This is a genomic window from Acinetobacter sp. VT 511 (assembly GCF_001077515.1).
GTDB lineage: Bacteria > Pseudomonadota > Gammaproteobacteria > Pseudomonadales > Moraxellaceae > Acinetobacter > Acinetobacter schindleri.
The window spans coordinates 100483-122378 of sequence record NZ_LFRE01000048.1 but is presented as its reverse complement, the minus strand read 5'-3'; the positions used below and the strand labels follow the sequence as shown (position 1 = coordinate 122378).

Genomic DNA, 21896 nt, shown 5'->3' with positions numbered 1-21896 from the left:
CAGTACGATCTTCAAAGTTAAGATGATGGTATGACAATTTTATATACTCCATAAACCCTTTAAATTAATTAGGTGGTTTATGTCGCACTTCAAGTTTTACTCTGCCCCTTTTAATAGCAATTTGGCAACCTCCTACTTTAGTAAAATTTTTAATGATACTAATAAACAAAAAAAAGCAATGGATATAGCTAGTGACTATAAAATCAATGATTGTTATGTTCCGTATATTTTAGATATGATTAGAGAACTAATCATTAATAATGACGAAGAATTAGATGCTGTAGATTTTGAAAGCAGCCTTTTAAAATCAGAAATAAACAAGCATGACTTCCTTATTGGGAAAGTTTGTGAACGAGAAATTAATAAGCTAGATAATACCAGTATTGATGAGCAGCTAGAAATTTTCATGGAAATGGCTCTACGTTATTCAGGCAGCTTAAATAAGAGACAATTGAAAGAGTTACTTGAAAAAAAATATTCTGATAGAAATTTTTCAAAATTTAATGCTCATCCATTATTAAAAGAAAATGATGAAATACTAACTTTTAGATATGATTTTTTTGAAGAATACTTTAAAGAACTTGCTTTAAGCATATTCTTTGAAAGCGATATAGTTAGAGTTGCTAATCTGGATGAGTACTTAATTGATATAATTAAAAATTATATCAATTTTGACAATGATTTTGTCTCTATTATTAAAAACAGAATTTCAGATAAAGAAAAATTCAAAGAAGATTTATTTTTACTTTTATTAGAGCTTATAGAATTAAAGCAAAGGCAATCGTCTGACATTATATATATTAATAGAAAAAATCTTATTTCTGCGTTTTTTATACTTTTAATTTTGAATAATGAATCTAATAAAAATGTGAGAACAAATTTACTTAAAGATATATTTATGAAGGGAGAATATATTGAAAACTTATCGCTTATAAATTTACATAGTACAAATAAAAAAGTAAACTTTGATTTCAAAGGTTTAAAATTTAATAATTGTCATTTTGAAAATTTTGAGAATTTTCTCGAATGTGACTTTGATGAATCAACTTTTTTTAGAAATTGCTCTTTTTTACCAAAGTTAAGAAAAAACTCTAATATTACTTCTAGTCTTACTCCAAGTAATGTTGATAATTCAACTTGCCGTTATGATGGATTACAACCATATTTCGAAGAAATTAAAGAACGTGGTATAAAAGAAAAGGATTTACACGACAAATTTTTAAGAGATGTTATTAAATTCTTCTGGAAAGGCGTTGGTTTTAAAATCCTACCAAAACAATCAGTCAATAATAAATTCAAAAATCATAATGAGTTGTTAAAAAAACTAATTTCTATCTCTTTTTTAAAAGAAAAGAAGGTTACTACCACTCGTGAACGAATGGAACCTCATTATTACATCGAAGAATCATTTAATGGAGTAAGAAAGATTATGGAACAGAATAAAACATGTATTGAATTTGAAAGACTGAAAAAACTAATGAGAGATTAGACTCGAGTAACAAATATATTGCTCATAATATTATCCTCCCTTTAAAAAAGGGAGGAATTATCGCGTAATTCATTTAATCACATGGCAAGTTCCCCTTTAACAAAGGGGGATTCTTTTCAGAAATATATACATCAAAAGTCGTCCCTTTTCTAACCCATCATTCCAAAATTGTTCGTTATTACATTTTTAAGTCTGCAAAAATCCTCACTTTCATGAATAATAGATCAATAAATTTATCTCCCCAATCAATGACTATTGGTGTTCCAATGAAGAAACTCATGAACGGTGCTGAAAACATCGTTGTTGAAATGTGCAAAGGCTTTGTCCTGGCACATCCAGAACTGGCATTTAATGAATCTTATAAAATCATTTCCCGAAAAGAAAAACACCAAAATGTCGCCCTGATCAGTGGGGGTGGTAGCGGTCATGAACCTGCCCATGCCGGCTTTGTCGGTCAAGGCATGCTAGACGCTGCTGTATGTGGTGATGTATTCGCCTCTCCTTCACAGATTCAGGTCTATAAAGCATTGCAGCAAGTCGCAACAGACAAAGGCGTCCTGATGATTATCAAAAACTATTCTGGTGATATGATGAATTTCCAGAATGGCGCAGCATTAGCGACTGAAGATGGCATCAAAGTTGATTACGTGAAAGTGGCAGATGACATTGCAGTCAAAGACAGCCTATATACCGTTGGTCGTCGTGGTGTTGCCGGTACAATCTTCGTGCATAAAATCGCTGGTGCTGCTGCCTCTAAAGGTTATGAGCTGGCACGTGTCAAAGAACTGGCACAAAAAGCAGCAGACAACGTAATCAGTCTGGGTTTTGCCTTTACCTCTTGTACCGTTCCAGCCAAAGGCACACCAACCTTCACTTTAGCTGATGACGAAATGGAATACGGCGTCGGCATCCACGGCGAACCGGGGATCCGTCGTGAAAAAATCCTGCCTTCTAAAGAACTGGCGCAACGCATTGTCGATGACCTGTTCCTGGATCGTCCTGACCTAACTGAAGTGGCTGTTCTGGTAAATGGCTTTGGTACAACGCCACTGCAAGAATTGTATGTGTTCAATAACGACGTCTGCGAACATCTAGCAAGCAAAGGCATCAAGATTTACCGTACTTTTGTCGGCAACTACATGACCAGTATCGACATGAACGGTGCTTCGGTGTCATTGCTAGCTGTGGATGATGAACTAAAAGGTTATTTAGATGCAGAGGCCAATACGCCCGCTCTTAAAATGGATGGTTCAGCAGCACAGCCTTTAATCTTCTCAACAAAAAATGCCGCAGCAGAAGATGTAATAAATACGGAAGTCGAAACTCAGCCTGAACATGCTGAAATTCAAAATGAACAGTTCAAGATTGAAAACATGCGCTATGTGGTCGATGTGATGGCGGCCTGCATCATCAAAAATGAAGTGCCATTCTGCGAGCTGGATGCCCATGCAGGCGACGGTGATTTTGGCATGAGTGTAGCTAAAGGTTTTAAACAGCTGAAACGTGAATGGCAAAGCCTGATTCAAGCACAGCACATGGATGAATTCTTGCTAAATAGTTCAATGATTATTATGGAACACTGTGGCGGTGCGTCGGGTCCAATCTGGGGTTCAGCGTTTCGTGCAGCGAGTAAAGCCATTCAAGGCAAATCCACATTAACTGTGTCAGATTTTGCCGAGATGCTGCAAGCAGCAGTGAAAGGTATTCAAGTTACCGGTGAGCGTTCATTTGGCCGTGGAGCAGTCGTTGGTGACAAGACCCTGATTGATGCCTTAGTGCCATGTGCAGATTCCTGGTCTGCCAATACCGACAAGACATTTAAAGAAAACTTTGTGTTGGGTGCAGCGGCGGCAGTAAAAGGTGCAGAATCCACCAAAGATATCGTGGCGCGTATGGGTCGTGCCGGTACGGTCGGTGACCGTAGCTTGGGCTATCCTGATGCAGGTGCACATGGGTTAGGCGTGATCTTTACCGATATTGCTGAACATATTAAATAAGAATTTCAAGATTTGAAAAAAGCCTCGCATTATCGGGGCTTTTTTATTTACTGACAGATATCCTATTCTGAAGCAAGCTGGCAGAAAAACGTCTATTGAAATTTTTCCAGATACTTGGTCAGTTTTTCTTTGACCACGACCCTTTTATTTCCCTTCATTTGGGCTTCACTCAAAATTCCTTCCGAGTCAACCACCACGACTGGATGACCATCCTTTTTCAAACGGGCCACACCTTCAAATAACATTCGGGCACCGACATTATGAATTAAGGTCAAATTGGTCAGATCCAACACAATCCGTTTTTTGCCTTCCGGTTCATCTTGCAATATACGTAGCAGCATTTCCGATTCAGTAAACTGCAATACGCCACGTAGTTCATATACCACCACATGATCACGTTTACCGGTGAGATAACGACTTTGCAAAATAGTTTGTGCCGATGGTGTCCCTTCCATCAAATGCAGCCCCATTTCCCGGGACATACGTTCAAAAATATCGACGCCACGTACACTATGTCCATGCTCATCAATTCTCGGAGAAAACACGGCGATACCCACCTGTCCAGGTAACACGCCAATAATACCGCCTGCAACCCCACTTTTGGCCGGAATACCCACGGTGGTCAGCCAGTCACCGGCAGCATCATACATGCCGCAAGTGAGCATCACACTCAGGACTTGCCGCACTACAGAACGGTCCAGCAATTTTTTACCGGTTTGTGGCTGAATTCCGCCGTTAGCGAGTACCCCGGCGATCATCGCCAGGTCCTTGACCGTCACCTTGATTGAACACTGCTTGATATAGCCATTAACAATCGCTTCTGGATCTTCTTCCAGCACCCCCACGGTACGCAGCATATAGCCCAAGGATCTGTTACGAAACGCTGTTTTCAGTTCGGAGGTATACACATCTGTATCAAAACTCAGTTCACGCCCAGCCAAACCACTTAAAAAACGGCGCAATTGCTCTGCACGGGACACTGTCCGTTTATAGGGAATCAAGGAGTGGGTGGTAATTGCACCCGAATTGATCATCGGATTTTTTGGAATATTGGAGTCTTTCTCCAGTGAAATCTGGTTAAAAGCCTCCCCCGAAGGTTCCACGCCCACCTTTTCCATGACCTTGGTCAAGCCGACTTTCTGCAAAGCCAAGGCATAAGCAAAAGGCTTGGACATAGACTGCATGGTGAACTCAACTTCGTCATCACCGGTGGAATAGATCGTGCCATCTACGGTGGAAAGTGCCAAAGCAAACTTATCTGGATCGACTGCTGCCAGCTCAGGAATATAATCTGCCAGAGCACCTTTTTCATTGTCACGGCAGGAAGTTAAAACATGCTTGAGGTAGTCTGGCACCGGTGTTTTCATCGAATGAGCTTATTCCAATTCACTATTATTTTTAATTAACATACCGGTTTTCAGCTTAAGTACCAGAGTGAAAAGGTAATTTACTGCATATCCGTGTTATCAGAGCTGTACTTTCTGGATCCGATTCTCCAGAAATAAATGGTACGTATATTAGGGTTCTTTCATAAATCATTATGGAATCACTACAAAGGGAACTCCCTCTCCTTGCAGGAGAGGGTTAGGGAGAGGTTTTTTCTAAGAAATCCCCTCATCCTCTTGCGAAGCTATATTTCTCATCCCAGAGGGAGACGGAACTTTCAATATCCATTTAAATATGAATATAACGATCATGTTTTGATTTATAAAAAGATCTATTTTAATTTTCTCTTTTTAAGGAATATCAAAAAAAGGGCAATGCTGCCCTTTTATGTATGCTAAATAATTTATTTCACTTTAGTCTTGCGAATCATTTTATACAGCATCTTTGGTGAAATACGTGCAACCAGTACGCCCAGTTTTTCTTTCTTGCCACCGACCACAATATATTCCTCGCCCTGCTGTAACGCCCTCACCGTCTGTTTAGCAAAATCATCAGCCTCTAAACCATTTTCAATTGCTTCATCCTGCTTGGCTTGCGGTTTACCTTCACCATTTAAGGCATTAAAAGAGACATTGGTTTTGACAAAGCCCGGGAAAATCACCGAGACCTGAATACCCTGATCTGCCACTTCAGCACGCAGGCTGTTCGCCCACATATGTATTGCACCTTTGGCAGCGGAATAGGATGCGCGATACTGGGTGCCGAGCAAACCTGCCACACTGGAAATAAATGCAATACGTCCAGACTGCTGTTTCAAGAAAGTTGGCAAGACCGTTTTTGTCAAAAACACTTGCGAGAAATAATCCACTTCCATAATGGCGCGTTCAGTCTGCATGGTAGTATCAGCAATCAAGGCACGCTGACTTAAACCAGCATTATTGATCAGCCAGTCAATCCGGCCTTTATTTTCCAAAACCTTGGCATAGGCTTTTTCCACCTGGGTTTCATCGGTAATGTCAGCAATGACAGATAGATGCTGATCAGGATTAGCTAAACTGAGACGCACATTTTCCAGTTCTTCAAAACGGCGTGCCGTTAAAACTACCTGCGCTCCCTGTGACGCACATTCCTGCGCGACTGCCTTACCAATCCCTGAAGATGCTCCGGTAATCCAGACCACTTTTCCATTTAAACTTTCCAGCTTTGCCATTGATCCCTCTATCTCTTTTAAATATCCGATGTCTGTTTTACTTCATCTTCTAAAAACGCTAAAAAATGCTCGAAGTAATGACTGATAGTCGGTGCATCATACAGGCTTCCCAACTTGTCAAAACGCTTATAACCGAGCTGCGTAGTTAAATTAATCACACCATTCAGGGTTTTATCAACCACCATATTGAACTTCAGCATGTTTTTGGGTTGACGTACCAGATGGGTAACCCCCTGATCCACCACTTCAATAAAAGTCTTTAAGGCAGGTGAAACACAGTGATGATTGCCACTTTCCATTTCTTTTACATAGCCGAGTAATTCGATCGCCAGTGTCTTCTGAATGGGATAACGCACGTAATAATCGCCTTCAATTTCATGGGTCATTTCATAAAGATAATTCACCATTGGAATCAGCCGTTCATTGCCAAAAAATGACACTGACCATGGCATATATTTACGTGTGGTCTCAACAATTTGCTGAACGACTTTTTCAGACTCGCGATCCGCAGAATTTGAAAGACGCGCAAGGCGGCCAAAGACCTGATCAATAATTTCACAGGCAATATCCGTGAGGTTTTCACCCAAGGCTTTGGACAGACTGGTTTGATCACCACTATTAAGACGGGAATGAATATCGCGGAAACGATAGTGAGTTTCTGGCTGTATTTTCAGGGAAATGTTATAGCTCATCTTCTTATCCTTAATATTCATCTTGTTATTTAAATTTTGTGATGAGTTGTCTGGCGCTGTTGCTATCATACGATGAGTTCAGCTTACTGCCAATTGCTTAAAGTTTGCTTTTGGTTAAGCTGCCGCAGCCGCCATTTTTTTTGCTACAATAGATGCAATTTTTTATCCACTTTTGATCTGTTCGAACTATGACTGATTCAGCGCAAAATATTGCTACAACTTACGATCCGACCGAGATCGAGAAAAAATGGTACCAAACCTGGGAGGAGCGCGGTTACTTCAAGCCGTCTGAAAAAGGCGAGTCTTTCTGTATCATGATTCCGCCACCAAACGTCACCGGTAGCTTGCACATGGGTCATGGTTTTAACAATGCCATCATGGATGCGTTGACGCGCTACAACCGTATGTCGGGTAAAAATACTTTATGGCAACCGGGTACTGACCACGCAGGTATTGCAACGCAAATGGTGGTAGAGCGTCAGTTGGGTGCGCAAGGCATCAGCCGTCATGACCTAGGGCGTGAAAAGTTCATCGAAAAAGTATGGGAATGGAAAGAACAATCTGGCGGTAACATTACCCGTCAAATCCGTCGCCTAGGTTCTTCAGTTGACTGGTCACGTGAACGCTTCACCATGGATGAAGGTCTATCTAACGCAGTGAAAGAAGTGTTCGTTAAACTGCATGAAGAAGGTCTGATTTACCGTGGTAAACGTCTGGTGAACTGGGATCCTAAACTTCAAACTGCGCTTTCTGATTTAGAAGTTGAGTCTGATAAAGAAGAAGCAGGTTCACTTTGGCACTTCAAATATTTCTTTGAAGACAAGTCACTTCGTACGCACGATGGTAAAGATCATATCGTTGTGGCAACGACTCGTCCTGAAACTTTGCTCGGTGATACGGCGGTTGCGGTTGCGCTTGATGATGAACGTTATGCACACTTGGTCGGACAAAACATCATTCTGCCAATCACAGGTCGTGCTGTTCCAATCGTTAAAGATGAATATGTCGACAAAGAATTCGGTACAGGCTGTGTAAAAATCACTCCTGCGCATGACTTTAACGACTATGAAGTAGGTAAACGTTGCGAATTGCCAATCATCAACATCTTCAACAAAAATGCTGAAGTGTTGGCTGAGTTTGAATACATCGCCAAAGCCGGGGAGCAAATCTCTAAAACTATTCCTGCGCCTAGCGAATACGTTGGCTTAGAACGTTTTGAAGCACGTAAAAAGTTAGTTGAACAAGCAGAAGCTGAAGGCTGGTTAGACCAGATCCAACCATATACGCTTAAACCACCTCGCGGTGACCGTTCTGGCGTAATCGTTGAGCCGTTATTGACAGACCAATGGTATGTGAAGATCGCGCCACTTGCGAAACCTGCCATTGAAGCGGTTCAAGACGGTCGTATCAAGTTTGTACCTGAGCAATACAGCAACATGTACATGGCTTGGATGAACAACATTCAAGACTGGTGTATCTCACGTCAATTGTGGTGGGGGCACCGTATCCCTGCTTGGTACGATGCGGACGGCAATGTATACGTTGGTCGTGACGAAACTGAAGTACGTGCGAAAAATAACATTCCTGCCGATGTTCAATTGAACCAAGACGAAGACGTGTTAGATACATGGTTCTCATCAGGTCTTTGGACATTCTCAACTTTAGGTTGGACAGGTGACGAAGCGAAAGATAAAGAAAACTATTTCTTAAATACCTTCCACCCGACTGATGTATTGGTGACAGGTTTTGACATCATCTTCTTCTGGGTTGCTCGTATGATCATGCTTACGATGCACTTCATGAAAAATGAAGATGGTACGCCACAAGTACCGTTCAAAACTGTGTATGTACATGGTTTGGTACGTGATGGTGAAGGTCAGAAGATGTCTAAATCGAAGGGTAACGTGCTTGACCCATTAGACCTGATTGACGGTGTGGATCTTGAAACACTGGTACAAAAACGTACCACAGGTTTGATGAATCCAAAACAAGCGGCGAAGATTGAAAAATCAACCCGTAAGGAATTCCCTGAAGGGATTCAATCTTACGGTACTGATGCGGTTCGTTTCACATTCTGTGCGCTTGCCAACACTGGTCGTGACATTAAGTTCGACATGAAACGTGTTGAAGGCTACCGTAACTTTGCCAACAAAATTTGGAACGCAACGCGTTTCGTGATGATGAATGTCGAAGGTCAAACGATTGGTTCAGAAGCACGTCAAGACCTTTGGGAATTGCCTGAACAATGGATCGTAAGCCGTCTGCAAAAAGCGGAACAAGCGGTGCAAACAGCATTTGCAACCTACCGTTTAGACTTGGCTGCGCAAGCGATTTACGAGTTCATTTGGAATGAATACTGTGACTGGTATGTTGAATTAACCAAACCGGTTCTGAACGATGAAAATGTGTCTGAAGAGCGTAAAGCTGAAGTACGTCGTGTTCTTCTTTCTGTGATGGAAGCATCGTTACGTTTGGCACATCCGTTAATGCCGTACCTTACAGAAGAAATCTGGCAAACACTTGCACCTAAACTCGGCATCACTGGCGAAACCATTATGTTGGCGCCATACCCTGTTGCTGAGCAAGCGTTGATTAATGACCAGGCTGAAGCAGATATGCAATGGCTACAAGGTTTGATTGGTGCGGTACGTAACATCCGTGGTGAGATGGGTCTAGGTAATGCGCGTTTGTTGCCTGTTCTTCTGCAAAATACAACTGATGCGGAAAAAGCGCAAATCGCACGTATTGAACCATTGTTTAAAGCATTGGCAAAAGTTGAAAGTATTACCTTCTTGGCTGATGCTGAACAACCGCCATTGTCTTCATCAAGTGTTGTTGGTCATGTTTCTGTATTCGTTCCAATGAAGGGTTTAATTGACCCTAAAGCGGAATTGGGTCGTCTACAAAAAGACTTAGACAAGGTTCAAAAACAGCATGACCAGATTGCAACTAAACTTTCTAATGAAGGTTTTGTGGCGAAAGCACCTGCTGCTGTGGTTGAAGGCGAGAAAGTAAAACTTGCTGAGTTTGCTGACCAATTAGCGAAGATTAAAGCGAATATGGAGCAGATTGCGGCGCTTTAATGCTGTAGTTTGATTTTAAAAATCCCCTCTTAGTGAGGGGATTTTGATATAATACAATTTATAAGATTTTACTATTCTATTGGTACGTAAATATAATCTCTAAATATTACACTACCACTAGTATCCTTTACTTCACACTTAATATAGTGTAAACCTTTGAAATTACAATCTCGTTGGAACTCTCCAACTTTAAAAAAAGTTGAAATACTTTGAGCTTGTCCAACATCAATATCATTATCGTCTATTTCTTCTTGAAGATACGTTTTTAAAATCTCTTCATCATTAAATCCTGAATGATTTTTCTTATAGAAAATAACTTTATATCTCTGAAGCAATCTAATATTTTCACCACTTAATATAGCTTTAATCTTTGAATCTTTTCTAATTACTCTAGAATTAGAATAATAATTTTCAATATTTCCGTTAGGACTTGTCACTTCTGCTTTTAATTTAAAATTATTATTAGGTATTACTTTTTCATCAGCATTAACATTTACTGATATCATTTGTTTTAAATCAAGTGGCAATGGCAATCCTAATATATATTTATGTGTTTTTAACGATCTCATAATATAATTCAAATCAGTACCGTCAGCCTTCTTATAATTAGGATAAATAAACTCTTTTTCAATAGTTTCTCCATTCCTAATTACTGTTTTAATCTTACAGAAATCGTTCGGAAAGTTAAAAAACTCTAATAATCCTTGTCCCATCATAATTTGATTTTTGCTAGCTAAACTCTGTAATTTAGCCGCAAGATCAACAGGTAATCCAGTAGGGGAAATCTCTCCAATTTGACCAAAGCCGTAGTTACCCCATAAAACTTCATCATCATTACCGAAATTACAACCAACTCGAAAACCGAAATCTAGAACATTAAAATCACTTTTTTGTTCTTGAAGCCATGGCTTAATTGTATGCTCTAATACTACTGTAAGCATTGCAGCAGCATTCAAGCAGTCCAAAATCGATTGAGGTCTATCAATCTCTGATGACCCAAAAAAACCTAATACTGCATCACCCATAATTCGATGTACGCACCCATCAAAGGCATGAATAACTTCAATACAACTCTTAATTACAGCATTCTTAAACTTATATATAAATTCTAGATCATCAGGGTATTTCAATGACAAACTTGTTGAACCTTTAATATCAACAAATATTGTTGTAATAAAGTGGTTCATCTGACCACCATGTATTAGCTCGCTAAAATCTTGATGGTCAGCAATCCCTCTTGTATTTATAGTGTTAGAACGGCCAAATGCCTCTCTAATTTGTGATTGTAACTGATATTGCTGAGGCTCGTTAATTGTCAAAACTAGCCCTTCATTACTTTCACTCAGCCTGCCTGTACTCTTATACTGTGAATCTAAGCCAATAGCTGATTCACCTTTGATAGAGTCCAGAATTAGGTCTTTCTTCTTAATCCCTTGATTTACATAGTTATCAAAATCATTTTTTGAAAATTTAAAACTCATCTTTTAGACTCTAATATTATTTAATTGATCTTAGATATACACGTTAACAACAGAATGAATATGCTTATTACAACTGCACTTATTAACCAAGGCTGAATTTTTTGATAATCATCAAATTTTTTTTCGGTAACACTCGCCATTATATAAACTTGATTAATTAGATCATCTAAATGACTCTGTTCGTCTTTTGCCTCAACTTTGTCTTTGATGCTTTGTAAATCTTTGAATTTTGCCACGTCACTATAGAAAATAGTTGAAAGTTCATCTTCGTCAATTTTCACATCACTATTACTATCACTTTTGCTTCTTTTCCTGTTTGGTTGTATTACATTCATACAATGCATATACCACTCACCGCAGCAGTATAAAAAAAACCCATATAAAACTATAGTCATACAGCCTAAAATATCCATGTTAGTAAAGGAAATTCCCCAACCAACCAGAGCAGTTATAGCAACTAAAATACTTGATAAGAATGTTATTTGGTTTGAAGCCTTCGTATTAGCAAGTTGTACATAAAGGTCATATCTCGCTAATACTTTAAAGTAAAATTCAATTTTATCCATCGCCCACCCCAACTTAGTTATCATATAAATTTGAACACATTTCAATTAAAAAAAGGTTTTAGTATTCAAAAACTTAAATAAATTTCTCACACCTTTTAATTTAGCATAATTATAAGTCAATCTCCTAAAATAATGGATATGAATTAATATTTAAAATCACATACTGACGTCGAAATTTAAAATTCATAAATCGCTTGGCACGGAGTATTTGCCACATGAGATTTTCAGCATCAGTGGCGGTGTGGTGCATGGATTTGGCAAAGATAAGTAGTTGGGGATCGAGTTTTTTGTTCATGGGATTTTGTTTTTATTATTTTGCGGGAGGATAACAGATTTTCATAACCTCTCCCTAACCCTCACTTGCGCTTCGTTTTAAAGCAGTGCTTTAAAACTTGCTCAGGAGAGGGAACTTTCATTTTGGATTGGATGAAATTATAAAATCACATACAGCTCCTTCTCCCCTTGGGATGAGAAGCACGGCTTCGCAAGGGGTGAGGGAAACTAAAGAACTTGATGCTCCATCAACATCTCCACCCCACTTACCTTCTTCATATACTTCAACCGTTCTTTCTCCCCTTTTAACTGCTTTTTCAGCGCTGAAGTATCTGCATCCACCTGCTTATATAAATCGGTAATTTTCACCTTGCCTATATGGCCTTTTTTATTCCAGCTCAACAATTGAATAATTTCTTCTATTTGCTCATCCAGTTTCTGGCTTTGCATATCCAAAGCCAGTTGATAAAACTTTAGCTGCTCGGAACTTAAACCCTTTTGTGAAACACCCCGATTTTGCTCAATCTGGATTTGCAATTTCAGTAAATAAAATAAATCCTGCGCCGCATAGGCCTCATTCGCGCATTGTAGTAACTCAGTCTTTTCTACTTTCTTGGCTTCATCCGGTTCACGATCCGGGTGAATGGTTGCCGCAATTTTTAAATACACTGTTTTTAAAGACTGCTCTGCCAACTTCGCCGCCTGTTCCAGTTTTTCCTGTTGACGTTTGAGCTTGGCCTGCTCTCGTGCCTGACTATACTTTTCGCTATCCCATTCTTCAAAATCTTCAGGTGCTGCCTGATCCGAAATATCGTCATCAGCAAAGAACAGCTCAACATCCTTTACGCTTTGCTTTTTATTTTTTCTGGCTTGGCTATGTTCAATATGCTGTTGATAGTAATTATAAATCTCATCAACAATTTCGGCCTGTTGTTTTGATAAAGATTGGGAGTCGGTTAAATAAGCCGCAAGATACTGGATTTTAACATCTAGCTGCGTCGCCTCGGCCTTGGAAAATTCTGCCTCATGCAAATTCTTCCATAACTGTTCCAGTTGCTGAAACAGCACTGTATGTAACTCATGATAGACCGGCATCAAGGTTTGACGGGTATATTGCTGAATCTGTTCCTGCGCCTGCTGCCACTGCTTCAGTTCAAGCTGCTGCTGTTCAATTTTATCAATCAGACGGTTCAGCTTTCTCTGCTGCGGAGTAAGATCGGCATCGGGCTGAACAGTGGTTTTCAAATCAAAAGACATGGCAAACAGGCAAAGCAAATAAATGCTATTTTATCCTTAAAACTTTTAAGTGACTGCTGATTTACTGCAAATAAAAAAAGCAGACCGCAGTCTGCTTAAGGAAGTTATCAATTAATTTTCAACAATAACTCGTCCATTTAAGGGCTGAATCGGACGATTATTCGGATGTCCCATAAGTTTGGAGAACGCTGCAATCTGTTGCGCCGAAGCCTGCTGAATATCTTTCAGAATTAGCCAGCGTACCCCTTCCGAACATGGTGGTGTCGTCAGTGACCCGCTAAAGCGATAATAATCAAGGTTTTTAGGCAGCATCTGATTCACCGGTTGCGGCTTGCTTAATACCACTTTTTCACCTTGTTTTTTCGGCAAACGATTCCACATACGTTTGAGCATCTGGCTTTCTGCACCCTGCTCGAACATCATGCCGACCACAGCAAGTTCACCTTTAGTATTGGCATGCACAAAGTGAATTTCTAGTGGATAGCTTTTGCCCTTGATCAAGTTTTCACTCGGGCTATGCAAATGAAACTGTTTCAGCACAAAGGTATCGCCGTCCAGCTGTAATTTGCCACCTTGAGCAAAATCTACCTGCACGGTATGACCTTTATTCTCGATCGCATGAATCATGGTGTTATAGCTGAACTTTAAAGGTTCCAGTTCTGCCTTTACGCTGCCTTCGATATTAATAGGTGACTGATTTACGCTATTACATGCAGCATATTTATCGCTCAGTGAACCCCACTGATGGGTATGCTTATAATCCCAGTCTGCATCCGCATATGCCGTATTCATTAGTCCAAAAGCAACTGCACATAACGTGGCCTTTTTCATCTATTCACCCACCCTTATTATCAATCATCTTGTCAAAATGCATGAATATTCATACATTATTTTCCATACGATATAATTAAGAAACTGATTTATTAATAAAATAATATCTACAATAATGATTATGATATTAAAAAATTCAGACGGGTATTATTAAAACAGAGCGGAAATTTGAAACAAGCACAAAAGATTCCATTCTCAAACTTGAATGTCGTTGGAGTTTTATAGTTTTGTTATTAATTGAAAAATATAATATTTTTAAATTGGTAATTCATGTTCATCATCGGCTAATCGATAACTGATGATACCGAGATCTTACCTGTATAAACATAATCACTAAACTTCACATCCAAGTTCATTGCTACACTCAGTTCACTTAAGGAAATATGAGCTAAGCCTATGGATTTTTTCACGATTTTTATCCATGACACTGACTGGACCTTTATTGGCGAAATTCTGCTGCGCTGCCTGGTCATGTATACCATGATCATTGTATTCTTGCGCCTGACCGGTAAACGTGGGGTACGTCAACTTTCTATTTTCGAAGTCGCAATTATCTTGGCTTTGGGTTCAATCGCAGGCGATCCTATGTTCGATGAAACACTGCCTTTGCTGCAGGCATTTATCGTCATGGCTACCATTATTATTTTATACCGTCTTACCACCTACCTGACCATGCAATATCAGTCCTTCGAAGATCTGCTCGAAGGCAAACCGCTTTATATTGTGGAAGATGGTGAAATGGTGCTTGAGCATATTTCCAAAGGCAAAATGTCGCATGATGAATTCTTTGCCGAAATGCGTCAGCAAGGTGCTGAACATTTGGGACAAATTCGTACTGGACTGCTGGAAAGCGATGGTAAATTCAGCATACTCTTTTACAGTCCCGAAGAAGTCCGTTATGGCTTGCCCTTATTTCCCAAAGCCCAAAAGGACCTCATTACGGAAGTTGAACCAGATACTTATTATGCCTGTCTGCATTGCGGCAACGTGGAGTTGCTGTCTAGTCCAGATGCAATCTGCCAGCGCTGTGAATATTGCAAATGGATCAAAGCCATCAATACCCAGCGTCAGACTTAATGTTTGAGATAATCCAGCACTTGAGCCAGATTCTGGATCTTGTGTTCTATCTGCTGTAAAGGCGTATGGAATCCTTCCATCCATAAAGTCTGCATGCCGGCATTCTGTGCACCCTGAATATCATTGACAGGATGGTCTCCAATATAAAGACAATGCTCTGGAGCTACAGCGAGCTTTTGTGCAGTATATTGAAAAATTTCAGGATTTGGCTTACTGATACCAACCAGACCTGAACTCATGATTTCATCAAAATAATGAGCAAAACCCAGCCCGTTAATAATATTCATGCGGGTGTCATGTCCACCATTAGAAATAATCGCCAGCTTATAATCTGCGGCTTTAAGTGATTGCAATAAGTTTTCTGCTTGCGGCATGGCGACGGCGAACTGGCCAAAATTCTGGAACCAGAAATCACTCAATTCTTCTAATGCTGGCTGAGATTGCCAGGACAATTCTTGCAGAAGCGCAAAAGCAACTGAGCCACCAATTGTGGAATGGGTCAGCAGTTCTTTTTTTGGATAGCCACCATTATCAATACGGCGTACGATCTCGATAATTTTTGCGATATCGGCTAGATTTAGCATCTGACTATATTGCTCTGCCAGATAGTGACTATAAGCCTGCACACTCAAATCACGATGTGTCAGTGTATTATCCAGGTCAAATAAAACAGCTCGTACAGTCATAATAGTTACATCAAACTTTTGTGTTTACTTTAACAGCTCAAACCCTGCTGCTAATGGGTTTAAACTCATAAGCTATACAAAATTCCATATAAAAAGGCGATGTAAAAACATCGCCTTTTTTCAGCATACAAAGTCTAAATTAGAATTTGTATTCGAAACCTGTACCTAACAGGAACTGATTATCTTCATCAGAACCTTGTTCAATCGTCAGGTAGCCTGCTGTACCGTACACTTTTACTTGTTTAGAGAAAGCATAGTCAACACCAGCAAGAATTTGCTTAGCTTCAAAGTCAGAAGTAGCATCATCAAACGTTACATCGCTATAGCTGTACTGCCCCTTCACTGTCCAATTTTTAGCATTTGGAAGGTTATATTCCGCACCAATTAACCATGCTTGCGCATCGTCAATATTTGCTGCTACCAAAGCGTTTGCTGGAGTTGGACTTGCATCAGCATTTTCAATATCAGAAGTTTGATATAATGCGCGTAGTGATAGCCCATTATCCAAATTAATACGACCAATTGCACGAATTGTATTTGCTTCTGCTAAAACATTACGACTTGCTGTAACATCTTGACCTCGTCGTGCATCCGTATTATCAGCATTTAAGAAACCACGACTTAAGAAACGAGATGGGATCGCTTTATCATAGCCCAGGCCAGCAACGAACATTTTGTCGCTATAAACAACTGAAGAAGACCAAGAATCACCTAGGCCACGACCAGCAACAGTTGAACCACCTTTAGTTGACTCAATAGTGTCATTACCTTCACCTGTAGCAAGCTGTAATTTACCTTCAAGTTTACCTTCACCTAACTGGAAAGCTGGTGTTTCATAAACAAGTACATTATCAATACGGTTTTCACCAGCCATGATACCTGCGACATCGGCATTGTTAGCTACATAGTTATTAAATGTATCTACTACAGATGAAAGTTGCTTTACTGGTGTATCAATTTTACCTAATTTTACTGTACCCAGCTTTTCATCTTTAAGACCAATTAAAAGATTACGTGGTACGAATGTGTCAGAGCTTCCACCATTGTCTACATAAAAAGTAAACTCGGCTTGGTAAAGTGCACTTAGGCGGTCAGTTAACTTCTCATCACCCTTTAAACCAAGGAATGAGTTATTTGAATTTAGGTCGGTAATATGACGATCTTCTACGCCATTTTTATTATCTGCCTGTACATGGTCAACAGAAAGGTCAATTTCACCATAGAAAGTTGGTGCTGCAAAAGTTGTCCCCGCCAATAGGCTCAATGCAATTGCTGTCGCTAACTTGGTTTTCATTTCAATAATCCTTTGGTTTATTTTGTAACAAATCATACACAACGTCTTTATATTACAAAATTATTAAAAATTTATTTATATATTCTTTTTAGTACTTTAGGCTAATATTCAATCAAACATTTGATTTAGATAATTTTTCAATCAATTTTACGGGATTTTATCCAACCGCTTATCGGGATTAAGCACAATATTGCAATAAAAACGATGCCATACAGATAATCCTGATAACCCAATCTATCTCCTAATATTCCACTTATGCTATAAAGCCCGCCACTTACCGTCGCCATGATCGCTACTTGAAACGTAAAGTCCGTTCCCGCCAGATGTTTACGGCTGTATTGCATAACTAAAGTCAGCATCACGACTAATAACATGGCAGAAATCATATCTTCAGCCGCATTAATCAAGTAAATCACCATGGGTGTAACTGACTGTTTGGCTTCGTATTGCATTGCCAGCCAGGCATACGCCATTAGGGTAATAATTTTGATAATTGAGAAAGCCATCAAAGTTCGGGCACGGGAAAATATTTTCAGGCACCAGCCCGCAAGTCCTGCACCAATCAGTGCCGCAAATGCACCGAGCATAGTCACGTAAATCCCGATCTGGCTAAAACTCAGTCCCATATCTATCATTAACGGTTTTAATAGAGGTCCAGACAGGCCATCCGCAATTTTAAAAGTCACCAGAATCGCCAGCCACCAGCGTAAAGTAGGCTGTTGGAGAAAATATTGAAAATAGGTTTTTAACTGGAATTTATTTTGCTGGGTTTTGGCAATCGCGTTTAGGTTTTCATGTTGCGGCTCTTTAAATAAAAGTATGGGTAAAGTATTCAGAAAGACCAGAGCTGCTAAAATCAGGAACGTCGTTTGCCATTGCAGGATATCCAAAAGCCATAGGATGGCACCCCCACCGACAATAAACCCCAGACGTGAACCCATCACCTGAAAGGTATTGCCCCAGTGTTGCTGGTCATTTCTCAGAATATTGACCGCGAGTCCATCCGTAGCAATATCCTGTGTCGCCCCAATGCCATTCATAAATAGCAGTGCCACAAAAAAAGCTAGCAGATAAACTGGCTGATTTAATGCCTCAATTGGTATAAAGGCCAGGATGATGAGTACGATGACAGACAATAACTGTGCGGGAATAATCCAGCTACGATAATGGCCTTTTGTAGAACCATAACGATCGACTAGAGGTGCCCAAAAGACTTTGATTGACCAAGGCAGCATCAGCAGGCCAAATCCACCAATATGCGTCAAAGATACACCTTGAGCACGCAAAATTACTGGAAGTGCATGCGTCATAAATCCTACCGGCAAGCCTTGCGCCCAGTATAAGGAAAATAGCAAAACATAGAGGTTGCGCATGGCCGGCATTAAAAGTCCTTGGCTGATCAAACATTCCAGAAAACATCATCTGGCATGGATATTTTGCCAGTGAAAAAATTACCATGAAGGAATAATATAATAAAAAACAAAGAATATTGTCGTAATTCAAGAGTCTTATAAGATGGCAAATACTTCCTTTCCTGACCTGCCTGCTTTAGTCCCTGGGCGTGGCAGTAAATTCAGCCGGACATTTTATAAAAAGCTTTTTCTTGCTCAAGGCTGGAAAATGGAAGGTGAATTTCCAAATCTGCCAAAAGCAGTTGCCATCATTTCTCCGCATACCTCTAATATTGATGCCTGGTTGGGCTTTAATGCTCTGCTCGGTCTCGGCATTCAGATCACGATTTTTGGCAAGGACAGTTTATTCCGTACACCACTGAAACCGATTCTGGAATGGATTGGTGTGGTTCCGGTGGTACGTGATACTCCTCAAGGACATACCCGACAGATTGTTGATATCATTAACAAGACTGATCGGATCTGGATAGGCATGGCACCTGAAGGTTCGCGTAAGGCACCGGAAAAAATCCGTAGCGGTTTTTATCATATTGCCAAAGCTGCCAATCTGCCGATTGTGATGTTTTCTTTTGACTATGACATTAAAACCATTCATATCCTGGGCGTATACCATTTAACCGGTGATTATGAATATGATCTGGAGCAGATCTATGCCCATTATGAAGGCAAGATCTCGGCAAAAAACCCGGACTGGATTGCCAAGCCTTTACAAAAACTGGTGAAAAAACGCTAGGCAAAATGTCTTTTTTTTGCTCTGATAACCATAATTTGCTTATTTAATCCTCTATTTTTAGAATGAAATTAATTCGTTATGCAATGATTGGCTGTTTGGGCCTGAGCCTTGCAGCCTGCGACAGAAGCCCATCGAAACCTGTTGTTACCCCGACGCTTAAAGCCCGTGAACCTGTCATTGCCCTTGCCTTGGGTGGTGGCGGAGCGAAAGGTTTTGCCCATATCGGCGTGATTAAAGTCCTTGAATCACATGGAATCAAACCCAAAATCGTGACTGGAACCAGTGCCGGCAGTTTTGTCGGCAGTCTGTATGCCAGCGGTAAAACTCCATATCAGCTGCAACAAATTGCGCTTAATTTTAAAGAGGCGGATATTCGTGATCTGACTTTAAACCGTCAGGGCATTATCGCCGGTCAAAAGCTACAGGATTATGTAAATAAGAACGTGGCCAATAAACCCATTGAACAGTTCCCGATCCGTTTTGCTGCGGTAGCTACCCGCCTGGATAATGGCCGTAAGGCTGACTTTATCAAAGGCAATGCTGGCCAGGCGGTACGTGCCTCTTGCAGTATTCCAAATGTCTTTGTGCCAGCGGTGATTGGGGGTAACAAATATGTCGATGGTGGATTAGTCAGTCCAATTCCAGTGAAAACAGCCAAAGATATGGGAGCGGATATTGTCATTGCAGTTGATATCTCAGCGCGTCCGGATGCCAACAAAGCCATGAACATGTTTGGCCTACTGGATCAGACCATTAATATCATGGGTCAGCAAAGTATTAATGAAGAACTGGCTCAGGCTAACGTGGTCATTCAGCCGAAGGTCGGACATATTGGTACACTGGATCTGAAATCGAGTAATGAAACGATTCTGGAAGGTGAAAAGGCGGCCCAGTTAAAAATCCGGGCCATTGAAAAGGCCATCAGCGATTTCAGCAAGTCCCCAGCTGCATTACAACCGCCACGCAAGGCCAGGTTCTAAATCGGGATTGCAGGTATTCATCCGCTGCTGCATCTGCTACATTGAAGTGAAGATAAAAATCATGATGAATATTTAATTTTGAATTACATAGGTTAATTTATGCAATTTGTTCTTGAACCGTGGCACTGGTTTGTACTTGGCATTATCCTGATTCTGTCAGAGTTAATTCTGCCAGCATTTGCTGCACTCTGGTTTGGTATTGGGGCCATTATGGTGGGTATTCTGTACTGGATGTTCCCGATGATGGGACTGACCACGCAGCTACTGACGTGGATCGTTCTCTCTGTGCTGTGTACCCTGGCCTGGTTCAAGTTTATTAAACCGCTGTCTACAGACAAGACCAAAGCCGGACTGTCACGTGAAGCAACTATTGGTCAGGTGGGGATGGTGATTCAAACCAATCTGGATCACGGTCAAGTCAAAGTCCGCTTTCCACTCCCTGTCCTCGGTTCAGATGAATGGGAATGTCGTACCCTTAGTCCGGTACAAGTTGGCGACCGGGTTCGTGTGGTCGATATTCTCGGTAATGACCTGGTGGTACAACCACATAGCAATAATTAAGAAAAGGAAAAGGTGAAAAAGACATGAGTATAAGTTCTATTATTGTATTGGCCCTGCTGGTCTTTGTGGCCGTCACCATCTTTAAAGGTGTACGAATTGTTCCTCAAGGCTATAAGTGGATTGTACAGCGTCTGGGTAAATACCATTCTACCCTGAATCCTGGCCTGAACTTCGTGATTCCTTATATCGATGAAGTTGCTTATAAGGTGACGACCAAAGATATTGTGCTGGATATTCCTTCTCAGGAAGTGATTACCCGAGATAATGCAGTCTTGCTGATGAATGCTGTAGCTTATATTAATCTGACTACACCTGAAAAAGCCGTATACGGGATTGAAAACTATTCTTGGGCGATTCAGAACCTGGTTCAGACTTCATTGCGTTCGATTGTCGGTGAAATGGATCTGGATGATGCCTTGTCATCTCGTGATCATATTAAGGCACGTTTGAAAGCCAGTATTTCGGATGATATTTCAGATTGGGGGATTACCCTGAAAACCGTAGAAATCCAGGACATCAAACCATCGCATACCATGCAGGCAGCGATGGAAGAACAGGCAGCGGCTGAACGTCAACGTCGTGCCACAGTAACTAAAGCCGATGGTGAAAAACAGGCAGCCATTCTGGAAGCAGATGGTCGTCTTGAAGCCTCACGTCGTGATGCGGAAGCACAAGTGGTATTGGCTGAATCTTCACAGCGTGCTATTGATATGGTGACTCAGGCGATTGGTGATAAAGAAATTCCTGTGGCTTACTTACTTGGCGAGCAATATGTAAAAGCCATGCAGGATATGGCGAAATCTCCAAATGCCAAGACTGTGGTCTTGCCAGCAGATATTATGAATACCATTCGTGGCGTTATGGGTCGCAACAATTAACTGTTAAGAA

Annotated in this window: 18 protein-coding genes and 1 pseudogene; 8 read left to right on the top strand and 11 right to left on the bottom strand. The window is 40.5% G+C overall.

Going from position 1 to position 21896, the window contains the following annotated elements:
* Nucleotides 1–79: 79 nt before the first annotated feature.
* The gene (locus tag ACS72_RS04840) at nt 80–1489 is read left to right on the top strand and encodes a hypothetical protein (RefSeq protein WP_048881398.1); all 1410 of its coding nucleotides are present in this window, start codon (nt 80–82) and stop codon (nt 1487–1489) included.
* A gap of 266 nt (nt 1490–1755) precedes the next feature.
* On the top strand, nt 1756–3486 hold the full coding sequence (dhaK, locus tag ACS72_RS17310; protein WP_081405828.1) for a dihydroxyacetone kinase subunit DhaK: 1731 nt from the start codon (nt 1756–1758) through the stop codon (nt 3484–3486).
* Nucleotides 3487–3578: 92 nt separating this feature from the next.
* Here dhaK and ACS72_RS04830 read toward each other — a convergent pair whose 3' ends face one another.
* From ACS72_RS04830 to ACS72_RS04820, 3 genes are all read right to left on the bottom strand, one after another.
* Nucleotides 3579–4853, bottom strand: a complete 1275-nt coding sequence (locus tag ACS72_RS04830) for a glutaminase (protein ID WP_004810920.1) — start codon at nt 4851–4853, stop codon at nt 3579–3581.
* Nucleotides 4854–5275: 422 nt separating this feature from the next.
* Nucleotides 5276–6082, bottom strand: a complete 807-nt coding sequence (locus tag ACS72_RS04825; protein WP_048881397.1) for an SDR family oxidoreductase — start codon at nt 6080–6082, stop codon at nt 5276–5278.
* Between the two features lie 17 nt (nt 6083–6099).
* On the bottom strand, nt 6100–6774 hold the full coding sequence (locus tag ACS72_RS04820; protein WP_008305002.1) for a hypothetical protein: 675 nt from the start codon (nt 6772–6774) through the stop codon (nt 6100–6102).
* A 188-nt stretch (nt 6775–6962) separates the two neighbouring features.
* On the opposite strand from ACS72_RS04820, the gene ACS72_RS04815 reads away from it, so the two are divergent.
* Complete coding sequence (locus ACS72_RS04815) at nt 6963–9857, top strand: valine--tRNA ligase (RefSeq protein ID WP_008305001.1); 2895 nt, start codon at nt 6963–6965, stop codon at nt 9855–9857.
* A 71-nt stretch (nt 9858–9928) separates the two neighbouring features.
* Here ACS72_RS04815 and ACS72_RS04810 read toward each other — a convergent pair whose 3' ends face one another.
* The 5 genes and pseudogenes from ACS72_RS04810 to ACS72_RS04795 all read right to left on the bottom strand — a co-directional run bounded on the left by ACS72_RS04810 (nt 9929) and on the right by ACS72_RS04795 (nt 14265).
* Nucleotides 9929–11338 carry an adenylate/guanylate cyclase domain-containing protein gene (locus ACS72_RS04810; protein WP_008304999.1) on the bottom strand — a complete coding sequence of 470 codons (1410 nt, stop codon included), beginning with the start codon at nt 11336–11338 and terminating at the stop codon, nt 9929–9931.
* A 20-nt stretch (nt 11339–11358) separates the two neighbouring features.
* Nucleotides 11359–11904, bottom strand: a complete 546-nt coding sequence (locus ACS72_RS04805) for a hypothetical protein (RefSeq protein ID WP_034592513.1) — start codon at nt 11902–11904, stop codon at nt 11359–11361.
* A 154-nt stretch (nt 11905–12058) separates the two neighbouring features.
* A pseudogene (locus ACS72_RS17305) lies at nt 12059–12199 on the bottom strand (DUF559 domain-containing protein); the annotation flags it as partial.
* Nucleotides 12200–12405: 206 nt separating this feature from the next.
* Nucleotides 12406–13434 (bottom strand): hypothetical protein, encoded by a 1029-nt coding sequence (locus ACS72_RS04800; RefSeq protein ID WP_048881396.1) that lies wholly within the window; start codon nt 13432–13434, stop codon nt 12406–12408.
* Nucleotides 13435–13545: 111 nt separating this feature from the next.
* On the bottom strand, nt 13546–14265 hold the full coding sequence (locus tag ACS72_RS04795; RefSeq protein WP_048881395.1) for a carbonic anhydrase: 720 nt from the start codon (nt 14263–14265) through the stop codon (nt 13546–13548).
* Between the two features lie 396 nt (nt 14266–14661).
* Between ACS72_RS04795 and ACS72_RS04790 the strand changes: the two genes are divergently transcribed.
* Complete coding sequence (locus ACS72_RS04790; RefSeq protein ID WP_048881394.1) at nt 14662–15342, top strand: DUF421 domain-containing protein; 681 nt, start codon at nt 14662–14664, stop codon at nt 15340–15342.
* On the opposite strand, the gene ACS72_RS04785 is transcribed toward ACS72_RS04790, so the two are convergent.
* From ACS72_RS04785 to ACS72_RS04775, 3 genes are all read right to left on the bottom strand, one after another.
* Nucleotides 15339–16028 (bottom strand): HAD family hydrolase, encoded by a 690-nt coding sequence (locus tag ACS72_RS04785; protein WP_048881393.1) that lies wholly within the window; start codon nt 16026–16028, stop codon nt 15339–15341. The genes ACS72_RS04790 and ACS72_RS04785 overlap by 4 nt on opposite strands.
* Before the next feature lie 139 nt (nt 16029–16167).
* Nucleotides 16168–17322, bottom strand: a complete 1155-nt coding sequence (locus tag ACS72_RS04780) for a porin (protein ID WP_005221185.1) — start codon at nt 17320–17322, stop codon at nt 16168–16170.
* A 137-nt stretch (nt 17323–17459) separates the two neighbouring features.
* Complete coding sequence (locus ACS72_RS04775) at nt 17460–18704, bottom strand: MFS transporter (RefSeq protein ID WP_081405825.1); 1245 nt, start codon at nt 18702–18704, stop codon at nt 17460–17462.
* 133 nt (nt 18705–18837) lie between these two features.
* Here ACS72_RS04775 and ACS72_RS04770 point away from each other — a divergent pair, with 133 nt between their 5' ends.
* The 4 genes from ACS72_RS04770 (at nt 18838) to ACS72_RS04755 (ending at nt 21886) form a co-directional block, all read left to right on the top strand.
* Nucleotides 18838–19467, top strand: coding sequence for a 1-acyl-sn-glycerol-3-phosphate acyltransferase (locus ACS72_RS04770; RefSeq protein ID WP_048881392.1), 630 nt, complete (start codon nt 18838–18840; stop codon nt 19465–19467).
* 62 nt (nt 19468–19529) lie between these two features.
* Nucleotides 19530–20447, top strand: coding sequence for a patatin-like phospholipase family protein (locus tag ACS72_RS04765; protein ID WP_034592511.1), 918 nt, complete (start codon nt 19530–19532; stop codon nt 20445–20447).
* A 99-nt stretch (nt 20448–20546) separates the two neighbouring features.
* Nucleotides 20547–21008, top strand: coding sequence for an NfeD family protein (locus ACS72_RS04760; protein ID WP_004810952.1), 462 nt, complete (start codon nt 20547–20549; stop codon nt 21006–21008).
* 23 nt (nt 21009–21031) lie between these two features.
* Complete coding sequence (locus ACS72_RS04755) at nt 21032–21886, top strand: SPFH domain-containing protein (protein ID WP_004810953.1); 855 nt, start codon at nt 21032–21034, stop codon at nt 21884–21886.
* Nucleotides 21887–21896 lie beyond the last annotated feature (10 nt).

Coding starts and splice junctions, on each gene's coding strand:
- ACS72_RS04775 (WP_081405825.1), bottom strand. CDS start 18,704: ATGCCGGCCATGCGCAACCTCTATGTTTTGCTATTTTCCTTATACTGG.
- ACS72_RS04805 (WP_034592513.1), bottom strand. CDS start 11,904: ATGGATAAAATTGAATTTTACTTTAAAGTATTAGCGAGATATGACCTT.
- ACS72_RS04825 (WP_048881397.1), bottom strand. CDS start 6,082: ATGGCAAAGCTGGAAAGTTTAAATGGAAAAGTGGTCTGGATTACCGGA.
- ACS72_RS04755 (WP_004810953.1), top strand. CDS start 21,032: ATGAGTATAAGTTCTATTATTGTATTGGCCCTGCTGGTCTTTGTGGCC.
- ACS72_RS04800 (WP_048881396.1), bottom strand. CDS start 13,434: ATGTCTTTTGATTTGAAAACCACTGTTCAGCCCGATGCCGATCTTACT.
- ACS72_RS04780 (WP_005221185.1), bottom strand. CDS start 17,322: ATGAAAACCAAGTTAGCGACAGCAATTGCATTGAGCCTATTGGCGGGG.
- ACS72_RS04785 (WP_048881393.1), bottom strand. CDS start 16,028: ATGACTGTACGAGCTGTTTTATTTGACCTGGATAATACACTGACACAT.
- ACS72_RS04760 (WP_004810952.1), top strand. CDS start 20,547: ATGCAATTTGTTCTTGAACCGTGGCACTGGTTTGTACTTGGCATTATC.
- ACS72_RS04810 (WP_008304999.1), bottom strand. CDS start 11,338: ATGAGTTTTAAATTTTCAAAAAATGATTTTGATAACTATGTAAATCAA.
- ACS72_RS04840 (WP_048881398.1), top strand. CDS start 80: ATGTCGCACTTCAAGTTTTACTCTGCCCCTTTTAATAGCAATTTGGCA.
- ACS72_RS04795 (WP_048881395.1), bottom strand. CDS start 14,265: ATGAAAAAGGCCACGTTATGTGCAGTTGCTTTTGGACTAATGAATACG.
- ACS72_RS04790 (WP_048881394.1), top strand. CDS start 14,662: ATGGATTTTTTCACGATTTTTATCCATGACACTGACTGGACCTTTATT.
- ACS72_RS04815 (WP_008305001.1), top strand. CDS start 6,963: ATGACTGATTCAGCGCAAAATATTGCTACAACTTACGATCCGACCGAG.
- ACS72_RS04770 (WP_048881392.1), top strand. CDS start 18,838: ATGGCAAATACTTCCTTTCCTGACCTGCCTGCTTTAGTCCCTGGGCGT.
- ACS72_RS04830 (WP_004810920.1), bottom strand. CDS start 4,853: ATGAAAACACCGGTGCCAGACTACCTCAAGCATGTTTTAACTTCCTGC.
- dhaK (WP_081405828.1), top strand. CDS start 1,756: ATGAAGAAACTCATGAACGGTGCTGAAAACATCGTTGTTGAAATGTGC.
- ACS72_RS04765 (WP_034592511.1), top strand. CDS start 19,530: ATGAAATTAATTCGTTATGCAATGATTGGCTGTTTGGGCCTGAGCCTT.
- ACS72_RS04820 (WP_008305002.1), bottom strand. CDS start 6,774: ATGAGCTATAACATTTCCCTGAAAATACAGCCAGAAACTCACTATCGT.